The organism is Paenibacillus vandeheii (assembly GCF_030433635.1).
Lineage (GTDB): Bacteria > Bacillota > Bacilli > Paenibacillales > Paenibacillaceae > Paenibacillus > Paenibacillus vandeheii.
In genome coordinates this window covers 1-25,395 of record NZ_JAROCD010000018.1, presented here as the reverse complement: position 1 = coordinate 25,395, position 25,395 = coordinate 1, and the positions used below count along the sequence as shown (strand labels likewise).

Sequence of the window (25,395 nt, the reverse complement as noted above, 5' to 3'; positions counted from 1 at the left end):
TAAAGCCGTAAAAAGGCTTCACCACCCGTGAACATCTCTTCCTTATCTGGCGTTATACCGGTCCAGGGCCGCTTGCTGAATTTCAATAGCCCGTTTCACGTTAAACTTGTTGATCTGATCGACAAACTTGTCAAAGTTCTCAATCGGCTCAACCCCAATGACGAATTTGACGAACATCTCATCCCGATAAGTTCCAATATCACTCATGATTTTGCTGTACTCCGTAGATTCTTCTGTCGTCAGACTGGTAGGAGGAAGGCCTACCTTCAGCGTATTCTCGCTGTATTTGGAGAACAGAACCGCCGCATCCTTCTGCTGCTGGAGCTGATAATACTGCTCATTGTACCGATCGTCATCCTCCCCTACGAAGGGATAGTTCGCAATAAAATGTTTGGCCATGGCCTGAGCGACCGACAGACCGTCCGGATTTTTCAAAATCTCATCCGTATACGTCGGGTAACCGTCCTTCATCGTATAGGTGAGGCCCTCCACACCGAAATTTTTCAGCATATGTCCTTCTTCACTGAAGAAATAATCGAGTGCTTTGACCGTTTCTTCCGGGTGTTTGTTGCTATTGGTGATCACAACGCCGCTACTGCTCCACTCCCAGGAACGTCCGGTAAACATCGGCTCATCCCCTTTGTTCAGCACCGGATATTGCACAGCTGTCAGATTGGCGTTCGGATCCGTTTCCTGCAGAGCGGGCAGGTAGCGGCCTACACCTCCACCGATATAGGTGAAAAACGCACCAGCTTGACTGCTCAAAATTTTGGCGTCATATGTTTTCTGGTCATTGGTAGCAAAATCGGGATCAATCAATCCCTCCTGATACCAGCGATGGAACATCGTTAGAAACTCCTTATATTCCGGCTCGATTGGTCCATAGACGACCTTGCCATCTTTCATAAATGTATTATTAGTGATGCCGTAAGCCTCCAGATACGTCGGTGCGGCTGGTCCCATCGTGGTCATTTTTGGGGGTGCACCAAACAACAGGGGCGCTGCTACGCCTTTTTTCTCCTTGAAGGCCTTGAGTACTGTCTCCCACTCCTCAATCGTTTCCGGTTTCTCCAGCTTCAGCTCATCCAGCCAATCCTGACGGATGAACGTACCGCCGAAGGTTTTGTATTCCCCCAGGCGCAGATGTGGTATCGCATAAATATCTCCGTTATCGGCTTTTAACTGTTTGGCAACTTCGGGATTCTCCTCCAGGATCTTTTTCAAATTGGGAGCGTATTCATCAATGAGATCATTAAGCCGGATAATGGTGCCATCATTAAACAGTTTGGCGTAATCACCATACACAAACATCGCATCAGGCAGCTGGTTCGAAGCAATCATGACATTGAATTGCTCAGTCTCTGCACCCACCGCAGGATGCTGGAATTCGATTTTGGTATTGGTTTTCTTTTCCCATTCCTTAATCGCCGTAATTTCATTCATGCTCTTGAGTGTGATGGAAGCATTGGTATTCATCGACATCCAGATTGAAATGGGTGTAGGTCCATCTCCTCCAGCTTCACTTGCACTTCCATTATCTGCCGAGCAGCCTGCAAGAGCAGTAGTAACCATCATCAGGCAGATTCCAATTGTCAGCCGTTTTCTCCATGACCGTTTCATCGATTCACGTCCCCCCATTGAATTCATATCGTTGATAAGCAGTCCTGTCATCGCTCCCCATAAAGTTACCGCTTGCCCGTCACAATGGCTATCTTCCATTTTTGCCGACATATCCAAAATTTGATATTTCCTTGTGCAGCGCAGGATTTGCACATGAAAGCAAGAGATCAAGATCATATTTCCGAGATTGAAGGGTAAGCAAAAAAAGTAAAGAACACTCTTTCCAAATAACCATTTGGTCAAATCGTTTAGAAGAATATTGAACCAGTCACACCTGTTTAGTAAACCATAAGTTTTGTAAAAACATACAGCGAAAAGCCTCCTATCTACATCTTTGTAGAATAGGAGGCTATATTTATTTTATACCCATTCAACTCACCGTAAGTTGAATCGAACTTTATATGATAAACCCTTTTAAAATTCTTCGTATTCACTCGGGTCCTGATTCCACAACCGTCCATCCTCACGACGATAAGAAGAAATGACTTCCATCTCCTTCTCGTTCAGCTCAAAATCGAAAATATCGATATTCTCTTGCTGGTGTTGAAGAGATCCTGCTTTAGGGATCGGAATTGAACCAAGCTGGGTATGCCAGCGCAAAATAACCTGAGTAGCCGTTTTGCCATGGGCTTCGGCAATCCGAAGGATCTTTTCATCTTTTACGATATCCTGTACCGCATCATTGCCACGCCCAATGGGACTCCATGATTCGTTCACAATACCATGCTGTGAATCCTTCTTCCGCTGATCGGCTTGGTCAAAGAATGGATGCAGCTCAATCTGATTCAGACTTGGCGCTACTCCCGTCTCCTTAATCAGGCGGTCATTGTGTTCCGGAAGGAAATTGCTTACTCCGATGGAACGGATATATCCGCGTTTCTTCGCCTCAATGAGTGCCTGCCACGCTTCCACATACATATCCTGCTTCGGATTCGGCCAGTGAATCAGATATAGATCATAATAATCAAGATCTGCTCTGTACAGGGATTCTTGGATAGCTACAATCGCCTTTTCAAAGGCGTGGTAACGCCCTGGCAGTTTGGATGAGATCAGTAGGTCTTCTCTGGAAACGGAGCTCAGCTTAATGGCTTTTCCGACAGTCGCCTCATTCTCATAGTTATACGCTGTGTCGATCAAGCGGTAACCTGCATCCATCGCGGATGCTATGGATTTGACGCCTTCTTCTCCTTTTAAGCTGTAGGTACCAAAGCCAATGGCAGGTACTTTCAAGCCATCATTCAACGTATATTCCGGGATTGTATGATTCATGTCAAAACTCTCCTTTGCGAAAATTATACTAAACGATATGGATAAAGTGATATGCCCTCTCGTTTATTCTACCCCTCCATACGCGGATGAATCAAATGAAAGCCACCAACCCGTTAAACGGGGTAGTGGCTTTCTCGTCTAATTTTAATAGAGGCAAGTTGCCTCTTTATTCAAGCGAAGAGATGGTCGTGGCCGATAACGACCGATCGCCCATAAATTTCTGAATGGCCATAGCAGCCTGCTTGTACCCGCCAGCATCGCGTAACGTTTTCCCAATAACCTCAGCATGTTCCTTGTAGGAGGCGTTGCCGAGCACCTCTAATACCGCGGTTCTCAGTACGTCGGGTGTAAGGTTATTTTTATCCACGATGACCCCCGCCCCTAGCTCCTGCACCCGGCCTGCTACACGCGGCTGATCCGAGGTTAACGGGAGCATAACCAACGGTACATTGTAATACAAAGCTTCGCTTGTACTGTTCATGCCTGCATGTGTCAGAAAAGCATCTACGCCCTGCAAAACCTCCAATTGTGGGAGATAGGGTCTGATCATGAAATTATCAGGAATGAGATCCGCAATGGGCTCCAAATCCGTATCCTTTCCCGAAGACAATATAAACTGCACAGGCAAATCCCGAAAAGCCGTAAAGCACAGCTTATAGAATTCAAGATCCTTGTTTAAAATGGTACCCATCGAAATATATACCGCCTGTTTATAGAGGGCATGCAGAGATTCCTTTGCAAAGGCTGGTGCATCCTTACGAGGTAAAATAGATGGGCCGGTGAACACATAGCTATCATCCAGCTTGTCCCCCATGGGTTGAAAATAGCGGCTGGTATAGACCAGCTTTAGTTGCCCGGGATGCCCTGAAAGATCCGCCAGGGAAGGCACAGCCACATTGAACTGGGACGCTAATTGCTGGGACATCTCAATGATGCCGTTATACAGCTCCTTGACCTCCTCATCGTCATCCTTCAGTTGATTACCGAATCCGAGAGGCTCCACAAAAACAAAGGTCGTGGTTGAGCATACCACTGGTATACCCAGCTTTTCGCCTAAAATTTGTCCTCCCCAGCCTATTAAGGAGTCAAAAATTAAATAATCATAGGTTTCATTTTCGATCAGATTGAGAACATCCGGAATAAATCGTTGAACAATTTTTTTCAAAACCATATATAAAAATTGGTAAGGGTGCTTGATTTCAAATGGCTTCATATCCGGGTTGTTGAGCAGGGTTGCCTCGTTGAAGGAGTATGCTTTAAATTGTGCGCCTAACGCTTCAATCTTCGTCCGGTATTGTTCCGTACAACAGTAGACAACTTCATCGCCGTTCTCCACCAGTTCCTTGATTATTCCGAGCGTCGGATTGATATGCCCTTCTGCAGGCATCATTACAACTAATACACGTGCCATGAGATTCACCTCCATTAAATTTTCCAATCTTCCAAGCGGGACATTGTATTTCTGGCTTCAAGATGATCATGTAAAATAAAATATGGAAATCATGCCCATATGAATATACTATTAATTATTTCCATTTTTGTAAATAGTATATATGTCACTTTTTAAACAAAAAAAGCACCATTACGGTGCTTCCTCTGTTTATTCCATATTGAATCGAGTAAAAACGTATCTCAATATCCTCTCGAATATTGCGGGCTTTCTTTTAATTGCACGATATCGTGACCCGTTGGATTCTGGAAAGCACGAAGGCCAAATGTCGGCGCAACGGCGAAGATGTGGTCAAAGATATCCGCTTGGACCGATTCATACACACCCCAGGTGATATCATTGCTGAATGCATAAATTTCAAGTGGTAGTCCGTTATCTCCAGGCGCTAATTGTCTTACGATCAACGTCATATCCTTATGAATTTTCGGATGATTCCTCAAATATTGATGGATATATTCCCTGAATACACCCACATTCGTAAGCTGTCTACCATTCACAATGCTTTCCGTATTAATGTGGTGTTCCATGTTGTATTCGTTAATTTCATTTAATTTGGTCTCAAGATAGTCCGTAAGATAATGGATCTTCTGAAATTCCCCAATCATTTCTTTGGTGCAGAAGCTTATGCTGCTTGTATCAATATAAACGCTTCGCTTAATCCTTCTGCCACCGGAAACTTGCATGCCTCTCCAGTTTTTGAACGAATCCGAGATGAGCGCGTAGCTTGGAATCATAGTGATCGTTTTATCGAAATTCATAACCTTTACCGTGTTTAACGTAATATCGATGACGTCACCGTCGGCATTATATTTGGGCATTTCAATCCAGTCACCAACACGCACCATGTCATTCGATGATAATTGCACGCCTGCCACCAGTCCCAATATGGAATCCTTGAAGACGAGCATCAGAACAGCTGATAAGGCACCAAGTCCACTGAGAATAATCAATGGATTCTGACCAATCAGGCTCGAAATGACGATTATGCCTCCAATGATGAAAAGCACGATCTTGGCCACCTGAATGTACCCCTTAATCGGTCTAATCTTGGAGACTTCATAGGAACGATATATGGTATCAAAGGCGTTGAGCAGCGCATTTAATACCGTGATGGTTATGACGATCATATAAGTTAAAGCTGCTTTTTCAATTAAAGCTTGATAGGACGGAAAGATATACGCTGAATAATAGATGATAATCGCCGGTACGAGATGCGAGAGCTTGTGAAACACTTTTTTCTCCACAATGATTTTATCCCACGTGTACCGGTTGTTGTTGACGATTTGGATAATAATCTTCAATACGATTTTTTTGGCTATAAAATTGGCCAGTATGGAGACCACAGCTATAAATACCACCATGATCATATTCGAAAGATATCCAATGGTTTGTTCACTCATGCCCGTTCCGTCTAGTTGATTTTTGATAAAGTCCATTGTATCCTCCTGACGCAGTTTATATTAACTTATTATTATAAATTACATCCTAGTACGAAGTAAAATTTCAAAATATTACAGCAATCGGCTGATGGGGTAAAGTGTAGGTCCCCCTTTCATGGGTATCACGTCACACAAATGGGCTAATGTGCATAGACTGGGGCTAAATATAACCCAGATTCTTGCATTGGAGATGTGAACATTGAGTAATCCGAAAAATAAGACTAAGACTCAGCAATTCCCCATGAAAAAGCTTTCTCCCGTAAGCATGGTAACCGAGCTTCCACCCGTCCGTGGCCATTTAAGAACCTCCGCCTCAAATCCGAATAAGCCCATCCATAATGAAAAGGGCACATCGGCTATCGATGCCTGTGTGGATCGCGCTTTTCGTATTCCTATATTTCTGAGTACAACCAACACGGTAAATGATCTGCAAGAGCAATTTTTGAACCGTCTGATTAGGGAAATTGAAGATGCATTGCTCTTTCCTCGCACATTGCCCGTTAGTGAACAATACCCGGAAAACATTCTGACGAATATACGACGCCTGGTTTTTTCAAGCTATGGATTGCTCGCGATCAACTTCCGCAGATTTTATGTTCAAATTCTTGAATCCAATGTGGGGGCTTCCCCAACAACCACTCCGTTCTGGGAAGGATCGACCTTTTCTCAAATTGAGCCAGCCATGGCTTTTCAATTCGGCATTCCAATCTTATTAGTGAGGGAGAAGGGAACGGACGTCAGTAATGGCATTTGGGCCGGAGGAATCACACCTCTCAACATCTTTGTTGACTGGGATTCCGAAAATCAATCCGTAGACGATTTCTTTAACAGTGTTCAATGGAGAGAGGTCTTTGCCAATTGGACGGCGGAGGTAAGGGGTAACTATTTGCTTCGCACGGAACCTTTGTTCAATAATTAAACTTCGGGGCTGGTGGATACTGGACAAGAAAGAGGACCCTATCATTCCAATGAATGATGGGCCCAATCTACAATACTCTGTTTATCGATTACGAAGAAAATCTCAACAATTCACTCACCGTGACCAATCGGTATCCTTCCGCAACAAGTTCATCCACCAGCACTCGAACCGCCTCCACTGTCTCGGAACGATCCCCGTACCCGTCATGGAATATTAACACGCTCCCGGGTTTCACCGCAGACCGGGTATGCTCCACAATGTGCTCAACGCCGGGATTGTCCCAATCCTTCGCATCACCGTTTACCGCACCAATCGTTTGATATCCGCGCTCCGCCGCCAGAGACAGAATGTCATCGTTTACGCCAAAATACGGCGGGCGGAAGCAGTGGGTGGGTTGCCCCGTAATTTCTTGAACAAGGCTTTCTGCACGTTGCAGTTCCTCTCCGGCTGCCTTCAGCGTCAGCTTTGTAAGGTCCGGATGCGTGTACGTATGGTTTCCGATCTCATGCCCTTCACGGTGCACCTCCGCCGCAATCTCCGGGTGGGCTTCCATCTCTTTGCCAATCATGAAAAACGTCGCCCGCCCACTCGCACTGCGGAATATCTCAAGCACTTGACGTGTATAGACCGGATGAGGCCCATCATCAAACGTGAACGCCACAACCTTTTCCTGAACAGATTCCTGCTCTACCAACGCGATATTGACCATAAAGCAATGCCCGCTCCTCTGCAACTGCCTGTCTACATTCTCCCTTATTATTCCATGATTATATGCTCCGGTCTAGTCCAGAGATCACAGTATGCAATTGAAATAGGATGGCGGTCAGTACCACGATTCGAGCATCAGGATTCCATTACATAAGCTGTCTGGCAAAGGCAAACCATCCTCCACTCTGCCAAAGTCGGCTTCGATTCGTCATCATATTTTCAGAAGATTGCCAAGGATGAAAGGGTAGTTTTCCGAAATATGAAGTCCGTTGGGTTTCACCTTGAACTGGGTAGTACTTTGCCCCATATGATGGATGCTGTCAGTTCTGCGAATCCATACAGCGGCTTTTGCTTACTCTAATGGAGGCGAGGGGAGTCGAACCCCTGTCCGAAGATAACGACACATAAGCTTCTACGGGTGTAGTCACAGTTTTGATGTCACCCGAGTATCGCCCCGTAACCGGCTATACGTTGGGTCAGCCTGATTATGAATAGTAATAATAGCATTGCTAATGTCTTTTTAAATTTAGATATGCTTCATTTAATGAGGTTACTAACGTATGAACATTGGTAATTGCATCTTCATACATCTCTGATTTAGCATACTTTTCATTCCAAATTCGCTCAGCTGTCTGAATGGCAACCTCTTGGAATGGTAAAAGTAGGTCATACATACCTCTAGTACCATGTGTATATCTAATTTTTAAAGCAGCATCTATTTTACGATCATACTCCTTTTTATCCACAGGTGAAGTTAAATTTTGAAAATGCATTACATACCACAATTCAAAACACTGAATTGAATAAATAGCCTTAAAACCTTTACTATCTGCTAGCCGGACTGCCTTTTTGAGAGAATCCAAGTCATTATCACAATCAAAGACGCACCATACTTCATCAGGCCTAATTGTTCCTAATTCTTTGCTATATTTTTTGTAAACTAAATCTGCTCTTTCTACTACTTTTGTATGTTGGCCCGCACCCCCTTCAATATGCACAGCCTTATGGCTAAATGTGCCGTGTCCTAAACTATGATAGTAAGGGAAACACTTAAAATAGTCTTCTTCAGTGACTAGCCCTTCACATACAATAATGAAAAATGGAGTTGGGCGTTTTAATCTGCTCTTTCGCTTATAGCTCTCACCGCTCCGCTTCTTCATAATTTTTTACCTCGTTACCTGATAATGGTGTAAACGAACCTAAGTATGGAATTGCTCCGAATCTCCCTGATAAGTAGTTATTTAAATAGTTGAAATTGTTTCTAACTTTAACGTCAATATCATATAAACTATAGAGGGTACTGCTACCATACACATCCTTTTCAGTGAATAAAATTTGATCCCTTCTCAAAAGACGAGGGTTCATGAGTAGAGTATTATGTGTTGTAAAAATCAGCTGTGCATTCATAGGATTTGTTATTTTATTGTTAAAAAGCTGGATAATTTTCTCGCACAATAAAGGATGTAAAGAACTTTCAATTTCATCTATTAATAAAATTCCACCCTTTTTGAGCACATCAAATATAGGATATTGCAATGCATAAAGTTTGATAGTTCCTCGTGATTCATAACTTAGCGGAAATTTTTCCTCGCCGACTTCCTTTTTTCCTTCATCATACTTTATATGATGCATAAAAGTTTCATAATTATCTTCATCAACTTCCCCTTGATGTCCAGGTAATTTCAAAGCCTCCATTAATTGAGATATAAACTCTGTCTCTTCCGCACTTTTAGACTCTTTCACAACTGATATATCACTAATCCCAATGTCTGCAGCTTTCAATAAAGCCATTATCTCTGATTTTGAAATAACCTTTTCATCAGAACCATCCGCTAGTTCCTCTTCAATCATGTGTCTGAATACTGCATCAGGCATATTACTTGATTTTATATTAACTCTTAGATATCTAATAATTCTTTTTGCCCATTCAAACTGTTTGACCGACTCTTGTCCCAAAGTGTATAAAAAAGGCTTGTGTGTATCTGGTTTAATATAATCCAATGCTTTTTTGTCTTCAAAGTACGTACCAACATAAGAAATATCATTTCTTTCTCTTACGTAATAGCACGCCTCCTGTCTTTTCGGAACAAAATATAAGGCCTCTGATACTATCCCCTTTTTATCTAACTCTAAGAGGTAGCGATGTCGCTGATCACCTAAAAAGAAAGAAATTTCAAATGAGATGGGTTTATCTTCACTTACATTATCAAGTTTAAACGTTGGAATATCATTGAAATCTTCCTCTTTTCTCATAGATGGCTTCATCAAACGACATAAGAAATTCATAGACTCAATTAAATTAGTTTTCCCACTCGCATTCGCCCCAAATATTGTTGCCATTTTTAATAATGTCATATTCCCATGTGTGAACACATTTGTATCAATGAGTTCCCTATTTTTATCTGCAACCATCGAAAGAACAATTTCATCTTTGTAAGACATAAAATTTTTCACTCTATATTCAATAAGCATGCAGCACACCTCCTCATTAATTGAATGATAGCAGTGTTTAGCACTCTTTTCAATAAACTTGCGAGATATCTGCATAAATCGCACCTCCACTTCTTGTATGTTTAATATTATGCCCATAATGAGTGATATTATGTCTTTTTTTCATCCGAATCTGATATACATGTCCTAGGCCACTAGCTCAATAAACTGTATCTTAGTAGTAGTAAATAAATATTCTCAATATACAAGTTACTGATTAACTATTCTTCCTTAAATTAGTCCAATCAAAATTCTGTTCTATTCCCAATTTATCACCTCTCTATTCCAATAAGAGTACTGCTCCCCTTACCTCAGCGAACTGTTAAAAGCCCCGTTCTGCTCATGATGAACAGAACAATAATATAAATCACCATTTAATTACAAATTCTGAATTTCAAAAGTTATGCCTCACGAAAGCATCACGTTTATTTATTTAGTGTCGCTCATTGAAACCTAAAGCATGTTCCAACTCGCAATTCACCATCTTCAAATCATTCAATTGTTTAGTGGTAGGATGATTGCTCTGCTAATCCTTCATTACATATCCTTCACTACATCCCTATAATACGAATTTCCTATACCAAAGTTTAATTCATTTCGATCTGGTTTATCATCCGACCAGTCAAAAAGGCGAACTCTTCTTGACTCAGATTCAGAAAGCGTGACATAGCTACTTTATTATGCCGTTAATTAACTTTTTACTGGATCTAAGTATTTTTATTCTTTTAAATTCGATTCTCTACTAACATAGAATAACTGTAACTGAATTAGACAAAGCAATTAGTGAAGGCAATATGGCTTGTGTCAATAATGTGTAGTTGTAGATAGCCATTCACCATCAACAGTGATTTTCAATAAAATTGATATGTGCGTCTACCACTAAAGCATGGTGCTGATCTGAATGAAAGTATAGTGGTAGATAAACTACACATACTAAGTTACTTGAGGAGGCAACATATGATAAAAAAGCCAGGGTAGGAGACACATAAGAAGTGGGCTAAATAGTAATGTTGTGATCTAAATGAACGTATGAGGAATGTTATCGTACTCTAGATTAACTTTGGTTTAAGACCCTTTTTTTAGAAAGAGTATACTAGATACATAATTCTTTAAGGGAGTTGTGTTACAGAATCATTATTTTGAGCATTATTTTGAGCATTATTTCAATCAATTAACGTTTTGAACATAATCAATGCTATTAAACTGAAATGCAATTTCAACAATCTATATAACGAAAAAAACCGCCTTTTCAGGCGGTCTTACTGATACTACTCTAATGGAGGCGAGGGGAGTCGAACCCCTGTCCGAAGATAACGACACATAAGCTTCTACGGGTGTAGTCACAGTTTTGATGTCACCCGAGTATCGCCCCGTAACCGGCTATACGTTGGGTCAGCCTGATTGTCTTCTTCAGCACACCCCAGGCGGAGATGTGACAGCGTATCCCACTACTTGTTAGCCCCTAATCCTGTCACATGGGCGATGCAGGTTAGAAGCACGCACACAGTTTCTTAGGCTGCGAAAGCGTAGTTTGTTTGTTGTTTGCCGTTTAATAGGCTTTAGCGTTGATGAAGTGGACGCGTCCCCACTACCCGCTACCCATGCTCGAACTATCCCCGTCGAATCCATAAACGCCCCCTCATATAAGAAGGGCTCCAGGATTAATCCGTGAATACGGAGCAAAGGTGCTGCACATCTTTTTCCTCCAAGGTAAAAAGATGCTTCTTTCAAACTCGGCATTCCTGTCTGCTACAATAACATCATAACACAGGACCAATCACCGATATAGTGCAGATTGCTGGAAGACGTTCCAGCAGGCTGAGCAACTGTGCAAGTTTAACCAACACACATATGAGGCTCAATCGTCTACATATTATACCGCGTCCCTCAAGCGAAGTAAAGTTGAGTACCGAAGTGCAGACAATTCATGAGCATGAACAGCTCTCTTAACTATCTTACCCACGATCCGAACAAAGTACGCAGCCATCAGCAAACTTACTCCCACGATTCTTTCCAGCAATCCTCACAAGTTTACCCGGTACCACTGCTAACATTTTTATTAGACAGGACGCGGCAACAACTGATGTATCTCATATCAGAACTGGCACAATAATCTGACAGACTTGGCCGTACGGCAGGTCAGCATGATGCGCCAAACCATTACACCGCTCCCCCGTAGCAAGGACTCTTAATCAAATAAAAAAATCCCAAGCTCTACCCCATTACGGGCAAAACTTGAGATTTTGTTTATAACATAACTCGCGTTTCTCATTAACTAACTTACCATGTACCATTCAACACATAGCAATCGCAAATCCAAATCAACGAGCAACCTTCTGCTTCTCGCGCAGAACCCGTTGAATATCACGTTGTGCATCACGTTTTGCAGCTGACTCCCGTTTATCGTACTGCTTCTTACCTTTACCCAGCCCGAGCAGCAGCTTTGCATACCCGTTACGAATATAGATCTTCAGCGGTACAATGCTGTATCCGTCCTGCTTCGACAGCCCAAGCAGCTTATGAATCTGCACTTTATGCATCAACAACTTGCGTGTACGGGTTGGATCAATTGGATTATGACGGTTCCCTTGTTCAAAAGGACTAATATGCATATTGTGAATATGAATCTCACCGTTCCGAATCGTAGCAAAAGCATCGCCAATATTCGCACGGCCGTTACGAAGAGATTTAATCTCCGTTCCGGTAAGCACCATGCCCGCTTCATACGTATCTTCAATGAAGTAGTCATGGGAAGCCTTTTTATTCTGTGCAAGCACTTTACTCTGTCCATCATTCTTGCCCATGTCCTCACTCCTTCTCCGTAAAATAAGCCGGTACCATGCTCTACAGCAGCGCACCACACATTTCTCTCGGTACCACATGCCAGACCTTAATTGTAGCAAGGACCGCTGTTAAAATCAAGAAAGAGGCGGTCTGCGCCGCCCCTTCTCATTACACTCATTTCATGCTCAGCGAAACGCGCTTACTTTTTCTTCTTCCGTACAAAAGCCGCCGTTCCGTTGGCAGGTGCACCTTTATTCTTTTTGCGCTTACGACGTGATGCTCCGCCTTCCTGAACACCGCCTGGTGTTGCTCCTTCGCCGATAAACACTCCGCTAGGTGAGGTGTTTTTGCGTCCACTACCACTTTTGCCACCTTTACCTCCGCCTTTACCGGATTTGAAGCTTCCCTCACCGCGACTGCTGCCGCTGTTCAGACCATTCTCTTGTCCACCAGCTGAAGTGCCTTCCGGGCCACCCGCTGTAGTACTATAGCCGCCTTTGCCTGAGCCAAAACCAAAGCTTACCGCTCCCTTGCTCCGACCCGCTGATCCGCCGGCATCTCCAGTACGACGCTCACCTCTCGGTTTACCGCCAACTTTGCCACCTGCGCTTCCTGCTGTGTTCGAAGCTCCGCTACGGCCGCCACGACCGCCTTTGCTGCTCTCTTCGGCTGATCTGCCACCACGGCTGCCTGCAGCACCAGTTGGAGCACCTTTACCACCACGCGAGCCACTGAATCCACCGGAACCACTCTTCGCTCCACCGCGTCCTCCGCCACCAGCAGGACGTCCACCTTTACCGCCGCGTCCACCACTGAAGCCACTTGGACGTTCGCCGCGAGGTTTCATGTCAACCATTTCAAAGTCAATCGTGTACTCTTCCATGCTCACACGGGCCACACGAATCTTCACTTCATCACCGATGCGGAAGACTTTAGAGGTGCGTTCGCCAATCAGAGCCATATGTTGATCATCAAAATGGTAATAGTCGTCCGTGAGCGCACTCAGGCGAATCAGACCTTCTACCGTATTCTCCAGTTCAATGAACATACCGAAGCTGGTTACACTGCTGATCATGCCTTCGAACTCTTCGCCGACTTTATCAAGCATGTACTCCGCTTTTTTCATTTTCTCTGTATCCCGTTCAGCTTCAACCGCCACACGCTCACGTTCCGAGGACTGCTGCGCAATATCGGCCATACGTCCAGCCAAATACTCCTGACGGTTCTCAGGCAATGCTCCATTGTTCTCAATCACTTCCCGAATAACACGGTGAATGACGAGATCGGGATAACGACGGATCGGTGATGTGAAGTGACTGTAGAACTCTGCTGCCAGACCAAAGTGACCCGACATCTCGGAGTCATACTTCGCCTGCTTCATGGAACGCAGCATCATTGTACTGATAACCGTCTGTTCTTTCGTTCCGTTAATATCCTCAAGCAGGGATTGAAGGGCCCGTGGATGAATCGCGTTGCCACGTCCTTTGACGTGGTGTCCGAAATTCGCCGCAAAGGCGAGAAAATTTTGCAGTTTTTCCTGATCAGGATCTTCATGCACACGATAGATGAACGGAACCTTCAACCAGTGGAAATGCTCTGCTACCGTTTCATTGGCTGCCAGCATGAATTCCTCAATAATTTGCTCCGCAATCGAACGCTCCCGTTTCACGATATCTACTGGTTTGCATTCTTCATCCACAATGATTTTGGATTCTTCAAAATCAAAGTCAACCGCACCGCGGCGCATACGCATCGCACGAAGCTTCAAAGCGATCTCTTTCATCAAGTGGAAATCGTCCACCAGATCCTTGTAACGCTCCAACAATTCAGGCTCTTCACCTTCAAGAATTTTGCGAACGTTGGAATACGTCATCCGCTCTTTGGTTTTGATCACACTTGTAAAAATGTCATGTTTCACAACCTTCATCTGGTCGTTGAACTCCATTTCACAAGATAACGTCAAGCGGTCTACCTGTGGATTCAAACTACAGATCCCGTTGGACAAACGTTGCGGCAGCATCGGAATAACCCGGTCCACCAGATACACACTGCATCCGCGGTTGTACGCTTCCTGATCCAACTTGGAGTTTTCCCGCACGTAATAGCCTACATCGGCGATATGAACGCCCAGACGGTAGTTACCGTTCGGCAGCTTCTCCACGTTGACAGCGTCATCCAGATCCTTGGCGTCTTCGCCATCAATCGTAACGATATTCAACCCACGCAGATCGCGGCGACCCTGTTGGACAATTTCTTCTTCCGTAATGGCGTCCGGTGCTTTTTCCGCTTCTTCCACGACTTCATCCGGAAAGGCTTCTGGCAGCTGGTGCTTACGGATTACGGACAAAATATCAATACCCGGCTCATCCTTATGACCGAGAATCTCGATCACTTCACCTTCTGCTGCTGCCCGGCCCTCTGGATAGCTGACGATTTTTGCAACAACTTTTTGTCCATCAACAGCCCCGTGGAAGTTCGTACGCGGGATGAAAATATCCCGGTTAATCCGCTTATCATCCGGTATAACGAAACCGTACACCTCGTGACTTTGGAATACACCAACAACCTGCGTAACCGCACGTGTAACAATACGGACAATCTCACCCTCCAAACGTCCACCGGAAGGTCCTTGAGAAGTCACTTTAACCAACACCGTATCACCATTCATGGCGCTTTTCATATCATTGGCGTGGATGTACACATCCGGGTGCTCCCGATCCTCAGGGATGAGGAAAGCAAACCCTTTCGCATGAGCCTGCAAACGTCCACGCACCAAATCCATGCGTTCTGGCATGCCATAGCGGTTATTGCGGGTCAGCAGGACTTTGCCGGATTCCTCCAGCGTATTGAGCATAATCAAAAAGGCTTTGAAATCAGCCGCGTCTTCAATCTCGAAGTGCTGTTCCAGTTCCTGATAAGTCATCGGTTTATAAGCGGTTTCCCGCATGAAGTCGAGCAATTGTTGTTCTGTTATCATTAATATTCACCTCGGGAAACATAAAAGTGTAATCTTGTCTCATCTCTCTATGTATCAGAAACCTTACCAATAGAAAAGCCGTCTAACTCAGGCCTCACTATCTCATACCCTAGTATACACGAATTCAATCCGGCGCATCCGTACCCTGCAAAATAAACTAAATATGCATGGCCCTTTGAATAAGCGCGCTTTCATGCATCATAACAGCATTTATGCTACATGTGTTTTTGCTCTCGAACAGACAGAAAAGAAGCGGCCCAGAACAGGGCGAATATGTAGGAAGGTAACCGAACGGAAGTGAGAAGAAATCGAAGATCAGAATCGTGTGGTTCATTGGAAAAGACTGGTCATGGATGAATTTATTAAAAAACCTCCGTTTCTTCTCGAAACGAAGGTTAATCATTTAAGCGATTACGCTCAAGCTATTGAATTGTTCAGGCATGTATCCGAGTCTTACTTGGACACAACCGTTACAACAATAGACAAAATGAAGAATCCTGCACCCAGTACAACCGTTGCACGTTGCAAGAAAAGATCCAGTCCGCGCGCTTTCGTTTTACCGAAAAGATGTTCCGCACCACCGGAGATGGCACCCGCCAAACCAGCGCTTTTTCCGTGCTGCAGCAATACTACAGTGATTAGACCGATCGAAAATACGACGAGCAGCAATTTCAAAGCAATATCCATTCATTCCACCTCCTACCCATGTGGGCATAACATCTCACCATAAAAACAGTTACTTTAATTGTAACACAGCAATTAGCGTGATACAAGTAGTGGCGATCTCTCAATTCACTGATACTCAAATATTCAGTGAACAGTATCCATATTTATGGGTATTGAAATGCATCTAACAAAAAAATAATAAAAAGGACAAGCCAGTTAACCCGGCTTGCCCAAGAGTTGTCAGAAGACAACTTATTTTTTGAGGTTGTAGAAACCTTTAAGACCATTGTATTGAGCCAGTTCCCCCAGTTGATCCTCAATGCGGAGCAATTGGTTGTACTTCGCGATACGGTCTGTACGGGAAGGAGCACCCGTTTTGATTTGACCCGCGTTTGTTGCAACAGCAATGTCAGCGATTGTGCTGTCTTCGGACTCACCGGAACGGTGAGAGATTACAGCAGTGTATCCTGCACGTTTAGCCATTTCGATTGCATCGAATGTTTCAGTCAATGTACCGATTTGGTTAACTTTGATCAGGATGGAGTTACCGATACCTTCTTCGATACCTCTACCCAGACGCTCTGTGTTCGTTACGAACAAGTCATCACCAACGAGTTGTACTTTGTCTCCCAATTTTTCTGTGAGCAATTTCCAACCATCCCAGTCATCTTCGGACATACCGTCTTCAATGGTGATGATAGGGTATTTCTCAACCCATGAAGCCAGAAGGTCAACATACTCAGCGGAAGTGTAAGATTTACCTTCGCCAGCAAGTGTGTATTTACCATCTTTGTAGAACTCAGTGGAAGCTACGTCCATACCCAGGAATACGTCAACGCCTGGTTTGTAGCCTGCTTTTTCAATCGCTTCGATGATTGTAGTGATTGCTTCTTCGTTCGAACCAAGGTTCGGTGCGAAGCCGCCTTCGTCACCTACAGCTGTGTTCAGGCCTTTGGAGCTCAGTACGGATTTCAGGTTGTGGAAGATTTCTGCACCTACGCGAAGAGCTTCTTTGAAGCTTGGTGCTCCAACAGGAAGAACCATGAACTCTTGAACGTCGATGTTGTTGTCAGCATGCTCACCACCGTTGATGATGTTCATCATTGGTACTGGAAGTACTTTAGCGTTGAATCCACCCAGGTAAACGTACAATGGCAGGTCCAGAGCGTCAGCAGCTGCACGAGCTACAGCCATGGATACAGCCAGGATTGCGTTAGCACCCAGTTTACCTTTGTTTGGCGTACCATCCAAAGTGATCATCAATTTGTCGATACCCAGTTGATCCAATGCATCCATACCGATTACTTCTGGAGCGATTGTTTCGTTTACGTTTTTAACAGCTTGCAGAACACCTTTACCCAGGTAACGGGATTTGTCGCCATCGCGAAGCTCAACGGCTTCGTGGGCACCAGTGGATGCACCGGATGGTACGATAGCGCGTCCGATTGCGCCGGACTCCAGGTATACTTCAACTTCAACTGTAGGGTTACCGCGGGAGTCGAGGACTTCGCGAGCGTACACGTCAGAAATAATAGTCATGAGTGATAATCTCCTTTTAATGTGGAATTTTATTTTAATACGTTCAGAACAATTGGGTTTCACCAAGCCACTCCGCGTGCAGTACCGTCTTCCGATCGCTGTTCTCCCCTGATTTCTTTGAACTTATTTTTATAAGTTGAAATCATGTGATAAAGGCGAACGCTTCGCTTCTACAGATCGGTTCTGCCCGCTTCGTAAAGGTTTAACTTTAGCCTTATTCAATAACCTATTAAAATTATATTATTTACGGGTAGCAATGACCGATGTACCTGTCATTTCAGCCGGTTTAGGTAATTGCATCAGGTCAAGAATCGTTGGAGCGATATCCGCGAGGATTCCGCCTTCACGCAGGGTAACATTCGCATCTGTAACGATGAATGGAACTGGGTTTGTTGTGTGAGCCGTGAACGGACGTCCTTGGTCATCAAACACCATATCCGCGTTACCATGATCCGCAGTAATCAGCACAACGCCGCCTTTAGCGAGAACGGCATCCACAACACGGCCCATGCATTCGTCTGTTACTTCAACTGCCTTGATCGTAGGCTCCAGCATGCCGGAGTGTCCAACCATATCAGGGTTAGCGAAGTTCAGAATGATGGCATCATGTTTGTCTGCTTCAATCTCGCGAACACATGCGTCAGCTACTTCATACGCGCTCATCTCTGGTTGCAAGTCGTACGTTGCAACTTTTGGTGAGTTAATCAGCACGCGTGTTTCGCCTGGAAGCTCAACATCACGGCCGCCGCTGAAGAAGAAGGTTACGTGCGGGTATTTCTCAGTTTCTGCAATACGCAATTGTTTCTTGTTGTTCTGTACCAGAACTTCACCCAGCGTGTTGTCGAGGTTTTTAGGCGAGTAAGCCACATAACCCTCAACGGTCTCGCTGAACAGCGTCAGGCACACGAAATGCAAGCCCACAGGGAACTTCGGACCACGGTCGAAACCACGGAAATCCTGGTTCGTGAATACTTGCGACAGTTGGATCGCACGGTCAGGACGGAAGTTGAGGAAAATGACGGAATCGCCGCTCTCCACCAAACCTACCGGCTGCCCATCCGGTTTAACGATAACCGTTGGTTCAACGAATTCGTCAAATACGGATTTTTCATACGATTCTTCAACCGCTCTGAGTGGGTCAGTGTATTTTGGTCCATCACCATAAACGATGGCACGATATGATTTCTCAACACGTTCCCAACGTTTGTCACGGTCCATCGCATAGTAGCGACCTTGAACCGTTGCAATTTGTCCTACACCGACTTCTTCAATTTTAGCAATCAGCTTCTGCATGAATTCTCTACCGCTATCTGGCATAACATCACGGCCATCCATGAAGGCATGAATGTATACGTCATTCATTTCTTCTTTTTTGGCGAGATCCAGCATAGCGAACAAGTGGTCGATGTGACTATGTACGCCGCCATCGGACAACAATCCATACAAGTGAAGCTTTTTACCGCTTTGTTTCGCTTCGCGAACAGCTTTAACGAGTGTTTCATTATCGTAAAACTCACCGTCACGAATCGATTTGGAAATACGAGTCAAATCCTGGTATACGATCCGGCCAGCACCAATGTTCAGGTGACCTACCTCGGAGTTCCCCATTTGCCCTTCTGGCAAACCTACAGCTTCACCGCAAGCAGTGAGCGTTGTATGAGGGAATTGGCTCATAAAACGGTCATAGTTCGGTTTCTTGGCTTGCGCTACCGCGTTGCCTTCCACCGTGTTCCGAAGACCAAAGCCGTCCATAATGATCAGTGCTACAGGTTTTGGAGCTGTCATTACTTCGCCCCCTCAACAAGCGCGATGAACGAAGCCGGCTGCAAGCTGGCACCGCCAACAAGCGCGCCGTCGATGTCGCTTTGTCCGAGGTATTCTGTTACGTTCTCAGGTTTAACACTGCCGCCGTATTGAATACGAACTGCATCTGCTACCTTTTGGTCGTACAGATCCTTCACCAGCGTACGGATGTAAGCAATAACTTCATTCGCATCTTGGGAAGTGGAGGATTTGCCTGTACCGATCGCCCAGATTGGCTCATAAGCGATAACCACTTGTGCTGCCTGATCTGCGGACAGACCTGCAAAAGCCGCTTCTGTTTGCACTTTGCATACGTCTTTCGTCTGATTGGCTTCGCGCTCTTCAAGCGTTTCACCAAGGCAGAAGATTGGAGTCAATCCGTGACGGAATGCTGCATGCAGTTTTTTATTGACAGTCTCATCGGTTTCCGAAAAATATTGACGGCGCTCCGAGTGACCAATAATGACATAATCCACACCCAGGTCTTTCAGCATAACGCCGCTGATTTCACCTGTGAATGCACCATTGTCTTCAAAATGAAGATTTTGTGCACCAATTTTGATGTTTGTGCCTTTAACGGCTTCTACCAGGGATGGCAGATTCGTAAATGGTGCGCAAATAACAGTCTCTACGCCTTCAACTTCCGCTTTTCCTTTAACTTCCTGAATGAAGTCATTGGATTCGGAAACCGTTTTGAACATTTTCCAGTTACCTGCGATAATCGGTGTTCTCATGGTTTTCAACTCCTTCATGCTATAGCTTAAAGCTTACTTGTCGTTCAATGCAACTACGCCAGGAAGCACTTTGCCTTCCATGAACTCGAGCGATGCACCGCCACCTGTAGAGATGTGGTCCATTTTGTCAGCCAATTTGAACTTCTCAGCTGCTGCTGCTGAGTCACCGCCACCAATGATGGTGTATGCTTCTGTCTCTGCACAAGCTTCAGCAACCTCACGTGTACCATTAGAGAAAGGTTCAATTTCGAATACGCCCATTGGTCCGTTCCATACAACCAGCTTGGAGTTTTTAATCACTTCAGCATAGATTGCACGCGTTTTCGGTCCGATGTCCACGCCTTCCCAGTCTGCAGGGATGCCGTCGATGCCAACGATTTGAGTGTTTGCACTTGCACTGAAATCGTCAGATACAACGATATCTACCGGCAGGTAGAAATTTTTGCCCAATTTTTTCGCTTTTTCAATAAAACCAAGAGCAACATCCAGTTTGGAATCATCCAACAAAGATTGTCCGATTTCATGTCCTTGTGCTTTGAAGAACGTGTAAGTCAGACCGCCACCGATGATTACGTTGTCTGCAATGTTCAACAGGTTGTCGATTACATCGATTTTGTCTTTAACTTTGGAACCACCGATGATTGCTGTGAAAGGACGCTCTGGGTTGGAGATTGCTTTGCCCAACACTTCAAGTTCTTTCTCCATCAACAGACCGGATACTGCTGGCAACAAGTGAGCGATACCTTCTGTCGAAGCGTGTGCTCTGTGAGCTGCGCCGAATGCATCGTTAACGAATACGTCAGCCAGTTCAGCGAATTGTTTTGCGAGTTCCGGATCGTTTTTCTCTTCACCTGCGTGGAAACGAACGTTCTCAAGCAACAATACGTCGCCGTTGTTCAGTTCAGCGATTTGAGCTTTTACCGTTTCGCCAACGGAATCATCCGCTTTAACCACTTTTTTACCGAGCAATTCGGACAAACGCTCAGCAGCTGGAGTCAAACGCATGGATTCAACCACTTCGCCTTTTGGACGACCCATGTGGCTTGCCAAAATAACTTTAGCGCCTTTTTCGATCAAATAGTTGATCGTAGGAAGCGTGGCACGAATACGTTTGTCATCTGTAATTTTACCATCTTCGAGCGGCACATTAAAATCTACACGGACAAAAGCCCGTTTTCCTGTCAATTCGATATCGCGTACACTTTTTTTGTTCATCTGTATTTCCTCCGCACCCATGTATTTGTTGGACCAATCAAGAGCTGAAATCCCTTGTCAATCCTGGTGTTTTTGAGAAATTTGCAAAATGTTGATATATAAAGAGCGGAAACAATAGCATCTGTTTCCGCTCTATGTTATTGCAGATATTACTTGATCATTTTTGCAAAGTGCTCCAAAGTGCGAACCAGTTGAGCAGTGTAGGACATTTCATTGTCATACCAAGCTACAGTTTTAACCAATTGTTGGTCGCCAACAGTCAGAACTTTAGTTTGAGTTGCATCAAACAGTGAACCGAAAGTGATTCCTTGGATATCGGAAGATACGATTTCGTCTTCTGTGTATCCGAAAGTTTGTGGATCGGAAGCTTCTTTCATTACTGCGTTAACTTCTTCAGCAGTAACTTTTTTACCCAGAACAGTTACGAGCTCAGTCAGGGAACCAGTAGCTACTGGTACACGTTGAGCTGCACCATCAAGTTTGCCTTGCAGTTCTGGAATAACCAGACCGATTGCTTTAGCAGCACCAGTTGTGTTAGGGATGATGTTTTCAGCTGCTGCACGAGCACGACGGAAGTCACCTTTAGGGTGTGGAGCATCCAAAGTGTTTTGGTCGCCAGTGTAAGCGTGAATTGTAGTCATCAAACCTTGAACGATTCCGAATTTGTCTTGCAGTGTTTTTGCCATAGGAGCCAGGCAGTTTGTTGTGCAAGATGCGCCGGAGATTACAGTTTCAGTACCGTCGAGGATTTCATGGTTTACGTTGTAAACGATGGTTTTCATGTCGCCAGTAGCTGGTGCGGAGATAACAACTTTCTTAGCTCCACCTTTCAAGTGTTTCTCAGCTGCTTCTTTAGTTGTGAAGAAACCAGTACATTCCAGAACGATATCTACGCCGAGGTCGCCCCATGGCAGTTCTTCTGGGTTACGGTTAGCCAATACTTTAACTTCTTTGCCGTTCACTTTGAAGAAGCCATCGTGTACTTCAACATCGCCATCGAAGCGACCTTGAGTTGTATCATATTTGAGCAAATGAGCCAGCATTTTAGCATCAGTCAAGTCGTTGATTGCTACAACTTCAATGCCCTCTACATTTTGAATACGGCGGAATGCCAAACGACCAATACGTCCAAAACCGTTAATACCTACTTTAATCATGAGTAAGTTCCTCCCAAGTTTTGATTGATTTTTTTATGAAGCTTATATATTCAAGACAGACGGTGAAGTCCGTCAAGACAACAATGATTGTGATGCAAAATAAAACCTTATTCCATTTCGGCGACGATGACTTCAGCAGCAGCCTCATCAATAATCAGAATATCTTCCTGACCAAATCGCAGGACGGAATGTATGGCAGCAGCCTTGCTTTTGCCACCTGCAATCCCAATCACAACATCGGTCCGCTCAATATCCTGAAGTCGCATGCCCAGCGTAAGCATGGTATGTACCACCTCACCCTGATCATTAAAGTAATAACCGAAGGATTCCGATACGGCTCCTTGCTCCTGAAGTTCATCGATAATCTCAGGTGCAAGCTTGCGTCGCCGCGCCATCTCTACGGCATCACCGATTCCATGAATGACGATTCGCGATTTACGGATCAGCTGCAGAATCTCCTGAACACTAGGGTCTTGGATTAGTGATTCGTAGGCGTGATCACTAAGCAAATCCGGTACATGCAGGAGTTTATATTGGGCTCCTACACGTTTTGCCATCGTGGATGCGATCGTATTGGCCTGAATTTCGAGGCTTTCTCCCAACCCGCCGCGTGCCGGTACGAACCAGACACCTTTCAGCGATGTTGGCGGAGTCAGTTGCTCTGCCACTCCAGCCGTTGTTGAACCGCCAGTAACGGCGACAACATCGTTATCACTCATAATATTACCCAGAGCCTTCGCTCCGGCTCTGCCCAGTTCCCGTTTGGCAAATGGAGAAATGTCCGAATCGCCAGGAACTACTACTACCTTTTGCAGACCGTAGGCTTGCTTGATGCGCTCTTCCAGTTCGGATAATCCAAACAGCTCTTTGGCGACGGGTTCCAACTGCTGCAGCAATTCATGCCCCGCCTCGCTGATCTTCATCCCTGCACTGTCAATTTCAATAAGTCCCTGAGCCTTTAACAAATCGGTCTCAGCCCTCAGAACCCGCTCGGTCATCTGCATGGAATTAGCTAACGTTCTTCGTCCGATCACATCCGATAACATGATCTGGTGCAGAATCGTATACCTCTTCTTCAAGACATCCATGAGATCAGGCAGAAGCTGCTTTTGCACTTCTAAAATCGTTCGCATGCTTTCCACTCCCGCAAGCTTCTCGTTCCAAGCTCTCTTTCATGGCCCTAAAACGTCCCGGGTTAACTTTTTAAGTCCCACGTCTATTCTACCTAAAACTGACGCGACATGCAAGTGTTTCGAAGCGTTAATTCGACACGTTTCAGGCGTTTGTACGCGCCTATTTTCACAATGTCAATCTCCCAAGATCGAGAACAACCTGTCCGATACTATATATAGAAGGAAAGTAAAAATCTCATCTACATATTGCTCGCTTTTGTTTTTCATATAGCATGTCCCAAACCTCTTTTAGCATTTACCTATTTGCGCTCTTTATCCACTTATCTTCATCATGATCCATTTCTGAGTAATCCAAACCAAAACAGCGAGCATCTGCTTGCAATTAAATTACTCATGAGCTATAATCATTATTGCTGTCACATATTTGAAACTTATATTTCATAAATGCTTTTAAGCAACTATACTTGCAGCAATAATCAATGTGCGCCCGTGGTCCAATGGATATGACGTAGGCCTCCGAAGCCTGAGATCCAAGTTCGATTCTTGGCGGGCGCGCCATTCTTAATTAGCAGCTCATAACCCTTTTAACCAATGAAACCGAATAGGTTTCTTTTTTTTCAAACTTAGTTTGACTTTCTTTGACTTTTTGTTTGAAATTGTTTATGATGTGGTTAATACGGTAACAGTTTATATATAAACACCAATTTAACATTTACATTTCCGAGGAGGTTTTTCACGTGAGTTATATTCCAATGGTCGTTGAACAGAGCAACCGGGGTGAGCGCGCCTATGACATCTATTCCAGATTGCTGAAGGATCGTATCATCTTCCTTGGCAGTGATGTAAATGACGTTGTGGCGAATGCCATCATGGCACAGATGTTGTTCCTAGCTGCGGAAGATCCGGAGAAAGACATTCACTTATACATCAATAGCCCAGGCGGATCGATTACAGCCGGTATGGCCATTTACGATACAATGCAATTCATCAAACCGGATGTATCTACCATCTGTGTAGGTATGGCGGCTTCCATGGGTGCATTCCTATTGAACGCAGGTGCCAAAGGTAAACGTTTTGCCTTGCCTAACAGTGAAATTATGATTCACCAACCACTTGGTGGTGCGCAAGGTCAAGCTTCGGACATCGAAATCCGTGCCCGTCGCATCCTGAAAATGCGTGACACCTTGAACCGCATCATCTCTGAACGCTCAGGCCAACCGCTGGAGCGTATCGAGAAAGATACAGATCGTGACTACTTTATGAGTGCTGCTGAAGCTGCCGATTACGGTATCATCGATAAAGTTATCGAAAACGTAGGTTCCCAAGGCATCTAAGCCGAGCGAATCGCCAATTAAACGGATATACCATATAGCCAACTCAAACGGCAACGCCCAGTTGAGTTGGCTATATGAAAAAAGGGGCTGTCTCAAAAGCCCTTAAAAAGCATCTCGATGAAAAGAAATAACACCCATACGTTCAAAAGGGACAAAGC

18 protein-coding genes, 1 tRNA gene and 1 other RNA gene are annotated in these 25,395 nt (G+C 44.6%); 3 read left to right on the top strand and 17 right to left on the bottom strand.

The window, feature by feature from the left end:
* Window positions 1-42: 42 nt before the first annotated feature.
* The 4 genes from P5G61_RS27830 to P5G61_RS27815 all read right to left on the bottom strand — a co-directional run bounded on the left by P5G61_RS27830 (window position 43) and on the right by P5G61_RS27815 (window position 5,775).
* On the bottom strand, window positions 43-1,731 hold the full coding sequence (locus P5G61_RS27830) for an extracellular solute-binding protein (protein WP_301249493.1): 1,689 nt from the start codon (window positions 1,729-1,731) through the stop codon (window positions 43-45).
* 303 nt (window positions 1,732-2,034) lie between these two features.
* Window positions 2,035-2,889 (bottom strand): aldo/keto reductase, encoded by an 855-nt coding sequence (locus P5G61_RS27825; RefSeq protein WP_301249492.1) that lies wholly within the window; start codon window positions 2,887-2,889, stop codon window positions 2,035-2,037.
* A 166-nt stretch (window positions 2,890-3,055) separates the two neighbouring features.
* Window positions 3,056-4,300 carry a macrolide family glycosyltransferase gene (locus P5G61_RS27820; protein WP_301249491.1) on the bottom strand — a complete coding sequence of 415 codons (1,245 nt, stop codon included), beginning with the start codon at window positions 4,298-4,300 and terminating at the stop codon, window positions 3,056-3,058.
* A gap of 221 nt (window positions 4,301-4,521) precedes the next feature.
* Complete coding sequence (locus P5G61_RS27815) at window positions 4,522-5,775, bottom strand: mechanosensitive ion channel family protein (protein ID WP_079344936.1); 1,254 nt, start codon at window positions 5,773-5,775, stop codon at window positions 4,522-4,524.
* 244 nt (window positions 5,776-6,019) lie between these two features.
* Here P5G61_RS27815 and P5G61_RS27810 point away from each other — a divergent pair, with 244 nt between their 5' ends.
* Window positions 6,020-6,697 carry a hypothetical protein gene (locus P5G61_RS27810; RefSeq protein WP_301249490.1) on the top strand — a complete coding sequence of 226 codons (678 nt, stop codon included), beginning with the start codon at window positions 6,020-6,022 and terminating at the stop codon, window positions 6,695-6,697.
* Window positions 6,698-6,785: 88 nt separating this feature from the next.
* Here P5G61_RS27810 and P5G61_RS27805 read toward each other — a convergent pair whose 3' ends face one another.
* The 13 genes from P5G61_RS27805 to P5G61_RS27745 form a co-directional block, all read right to left on the bottom strand.
* Window positions 6,786-7,406 carry a polysaccharide deacetylase family protein gene (locus tag P5G61_RS27805; protein ID WP_301249489.1) on the bottom strand — a complete coding sequence of 207 codons (621 nt, stop codon included), beginning with the start codon at window positions 7,404-7,406 and terminating at the stop codon, window positions 6,786-6,788.
* A 508-nt stretch (window positions 7,407-7,914) separates the two neighbouring features.
* Entirely contained in the window at window positions 7,915-8,565 is a 651-nt protein-coding gene (locus P5G61_RS27800; protein WP_301249488.1) for an RloB family protein, read from the bottom strand.
* On the bottom strand, window positions 8,546-9,877 hold the full coding sequence (locus P5G61_RS27795; RefSeq protein WP_301249487.1) for an AAA family ATPase: 1,332 nt from the start codon (window positions 9,875-9,877) through the stop codon (window positions 8,546-8,548). Before P5G61_RS27795 ends, P5G61_RS27800 begins: the two co-directional genes overlap by 20 nt.
* 1,292 nt (window positions 9,878-11,169) lie before the next feature.
* Window positions 11,170-11,534, bottom strand: a transfer-messenger RNA (tmRNA) gene (ssrA, locus tag P5G61_RS27790).
* Window positions 11,535-12,216: 682 nt separating this feature from the next.
* Window positions 12,217-12,699 carry an SsrA-binding protein SmpB gene (smpB, locus tag P5G61_RS27785; RefSeq protein ID WP_024629496.1) on the bottom strand — a complete coding sequence of 161 codons (483 nt, stop codon included), beginning with the start codon at window positions 12,697-12,699 and terminating at the stop codon, window positions 12,217-12,219.
* A 179-nt stretch (window positions 12,700-12,878) separates the two neighbouring features.
* Entirely contained in the window at window positions 12,879-15,656 is a 2,778-nt protein-coding gene (gene rnr / locus P5G61_RS27780) for a ribonuclease R (protein WP_301249486.1), read from the bottom strand.
* Between the two features lie 453 nt (window positions 15,657-16,109).
* The gene (secG, locus tag P5G61_RS27775) at window positions 16,110-16,343 is read right to left on the bottom strand and encodes a preprotein translocase subunit SecG (RefSeq protein WP_301249485.1); all 234 of its coding nucleotides are present in this window, start codon (window positions 16,341-16,343) and stop codon (window positions 16,110-16,112) included.
* Between the two features lie 231 nt (window positions 16,344-16,574).
* Window positions 16,575-17,861: a phosphopyruvate hydratase gene (gene eno / locus P5G61_RS27770; RefSeq protein ID WP_024629499.1), complete on the bottom strand. Its 1,287-nt coding sequence runs from the start codon at window positions 17,859-17,861 to the stop codon at window positions 16,575-16,577.
* 240 nt (window positions 17,862-18,101) lie between these two features.
* Window positions 18,102-19,646 (bottom strand): 2,3-bisphosphoglycerate-independent phosphoglycerate mutase, encoded by a 1,545-nt coding sequence (gpmI, locus tag P5G61_RS27765; protein ID WP_301249484.1) that lies wholly within the window; start codon window positions 19,644-19,646, stop codon window positions 18,102-18,104.
* On the bottom strand, window positions 19,646-20,398 hold the full coding sequence (gene tpiA / locus P5G61_RS27760; RefSeq protein WP_301249483.1) for a triose-phosphate isomerase: 753 nt from the start codon (window positions 20,396-20,398) through the stop codon (window positions 19,646-19,648). The genes gpmI and tpiA overlap by 1 nt, the downstream gene beginning before the upstream one ends.
* Window positions 20,399-20,431: 33 nt before the next feature.
* Window positions 20,432-21,613 (bottom strand): phosphoglycerate kinase, encoded by a 1,182-nt coding sequence (locus tag P5G61_RS27755; protein WP_024629502.1) that lies wholly within the window; start codon window positions 21,611-21,613, stop codon window positions 20,432-20,434.
* A 149-nt stretch (window positions 21,614-21,762) separates the two neighbouring features.
* Window positions 21,763-22,770, bottom strand: coding sequence for a type I glyceraldehyde-3-phosphate dehydrogenase (gene gap, locus P5G61_RS27750; protein WP_056695277.1), 1,008 nt, complete (start codon window positions 22,768-22,770; stop codon window positions 21,763-21,765).
* A 107-nt stretch (window positions 22,771-22,877) separates the two neighbouring features.
* Window positions 22,878-23,903 carry a sugar-binding transcriptional regulator gene (locus P5G61_RS27745; RefSeq protein WP_024629504.1) on the bottom strand — a complete coding sequence of 342 codons (1,026 nt, stop codon included), beginning with the start codon at window positions 23,901-23,903 and terminating at the stop codon, window positions 22,878-22,880.
* A 483-nt stretch (window positions 23,904-24,386) separates the two neighbouring features.
* On the opposite strand from P5G61_RS27745, the gene P5G61_RS27740 reads away from it, so the two are divergent.
* Together P5G61_RS27740 and clpP are read left to right on the top strand one after the other, a co-directional pair.
* Window positions 24,387-24,461: transfer RNA gene (locus tag P5G61_RS27740), tRNA-Arg, on the top strand.
* 179 nt (window positions 24,462-24,640) lie between these two features.
* Complete coding sequence (gene clpP, locus P5G61_RS27735) at window positions 24,641-25,237, top strand: ATP-dependent Clp endopeptidase proteolytic subunit ClpP (protein WP_079344952.1); 597 nt, start codon at window positions 24,641-24,643, stop codon at window positions 25,235-25,237.
* Window positions 25,238-25,395 lie beyond the last annotated feature (158 nt).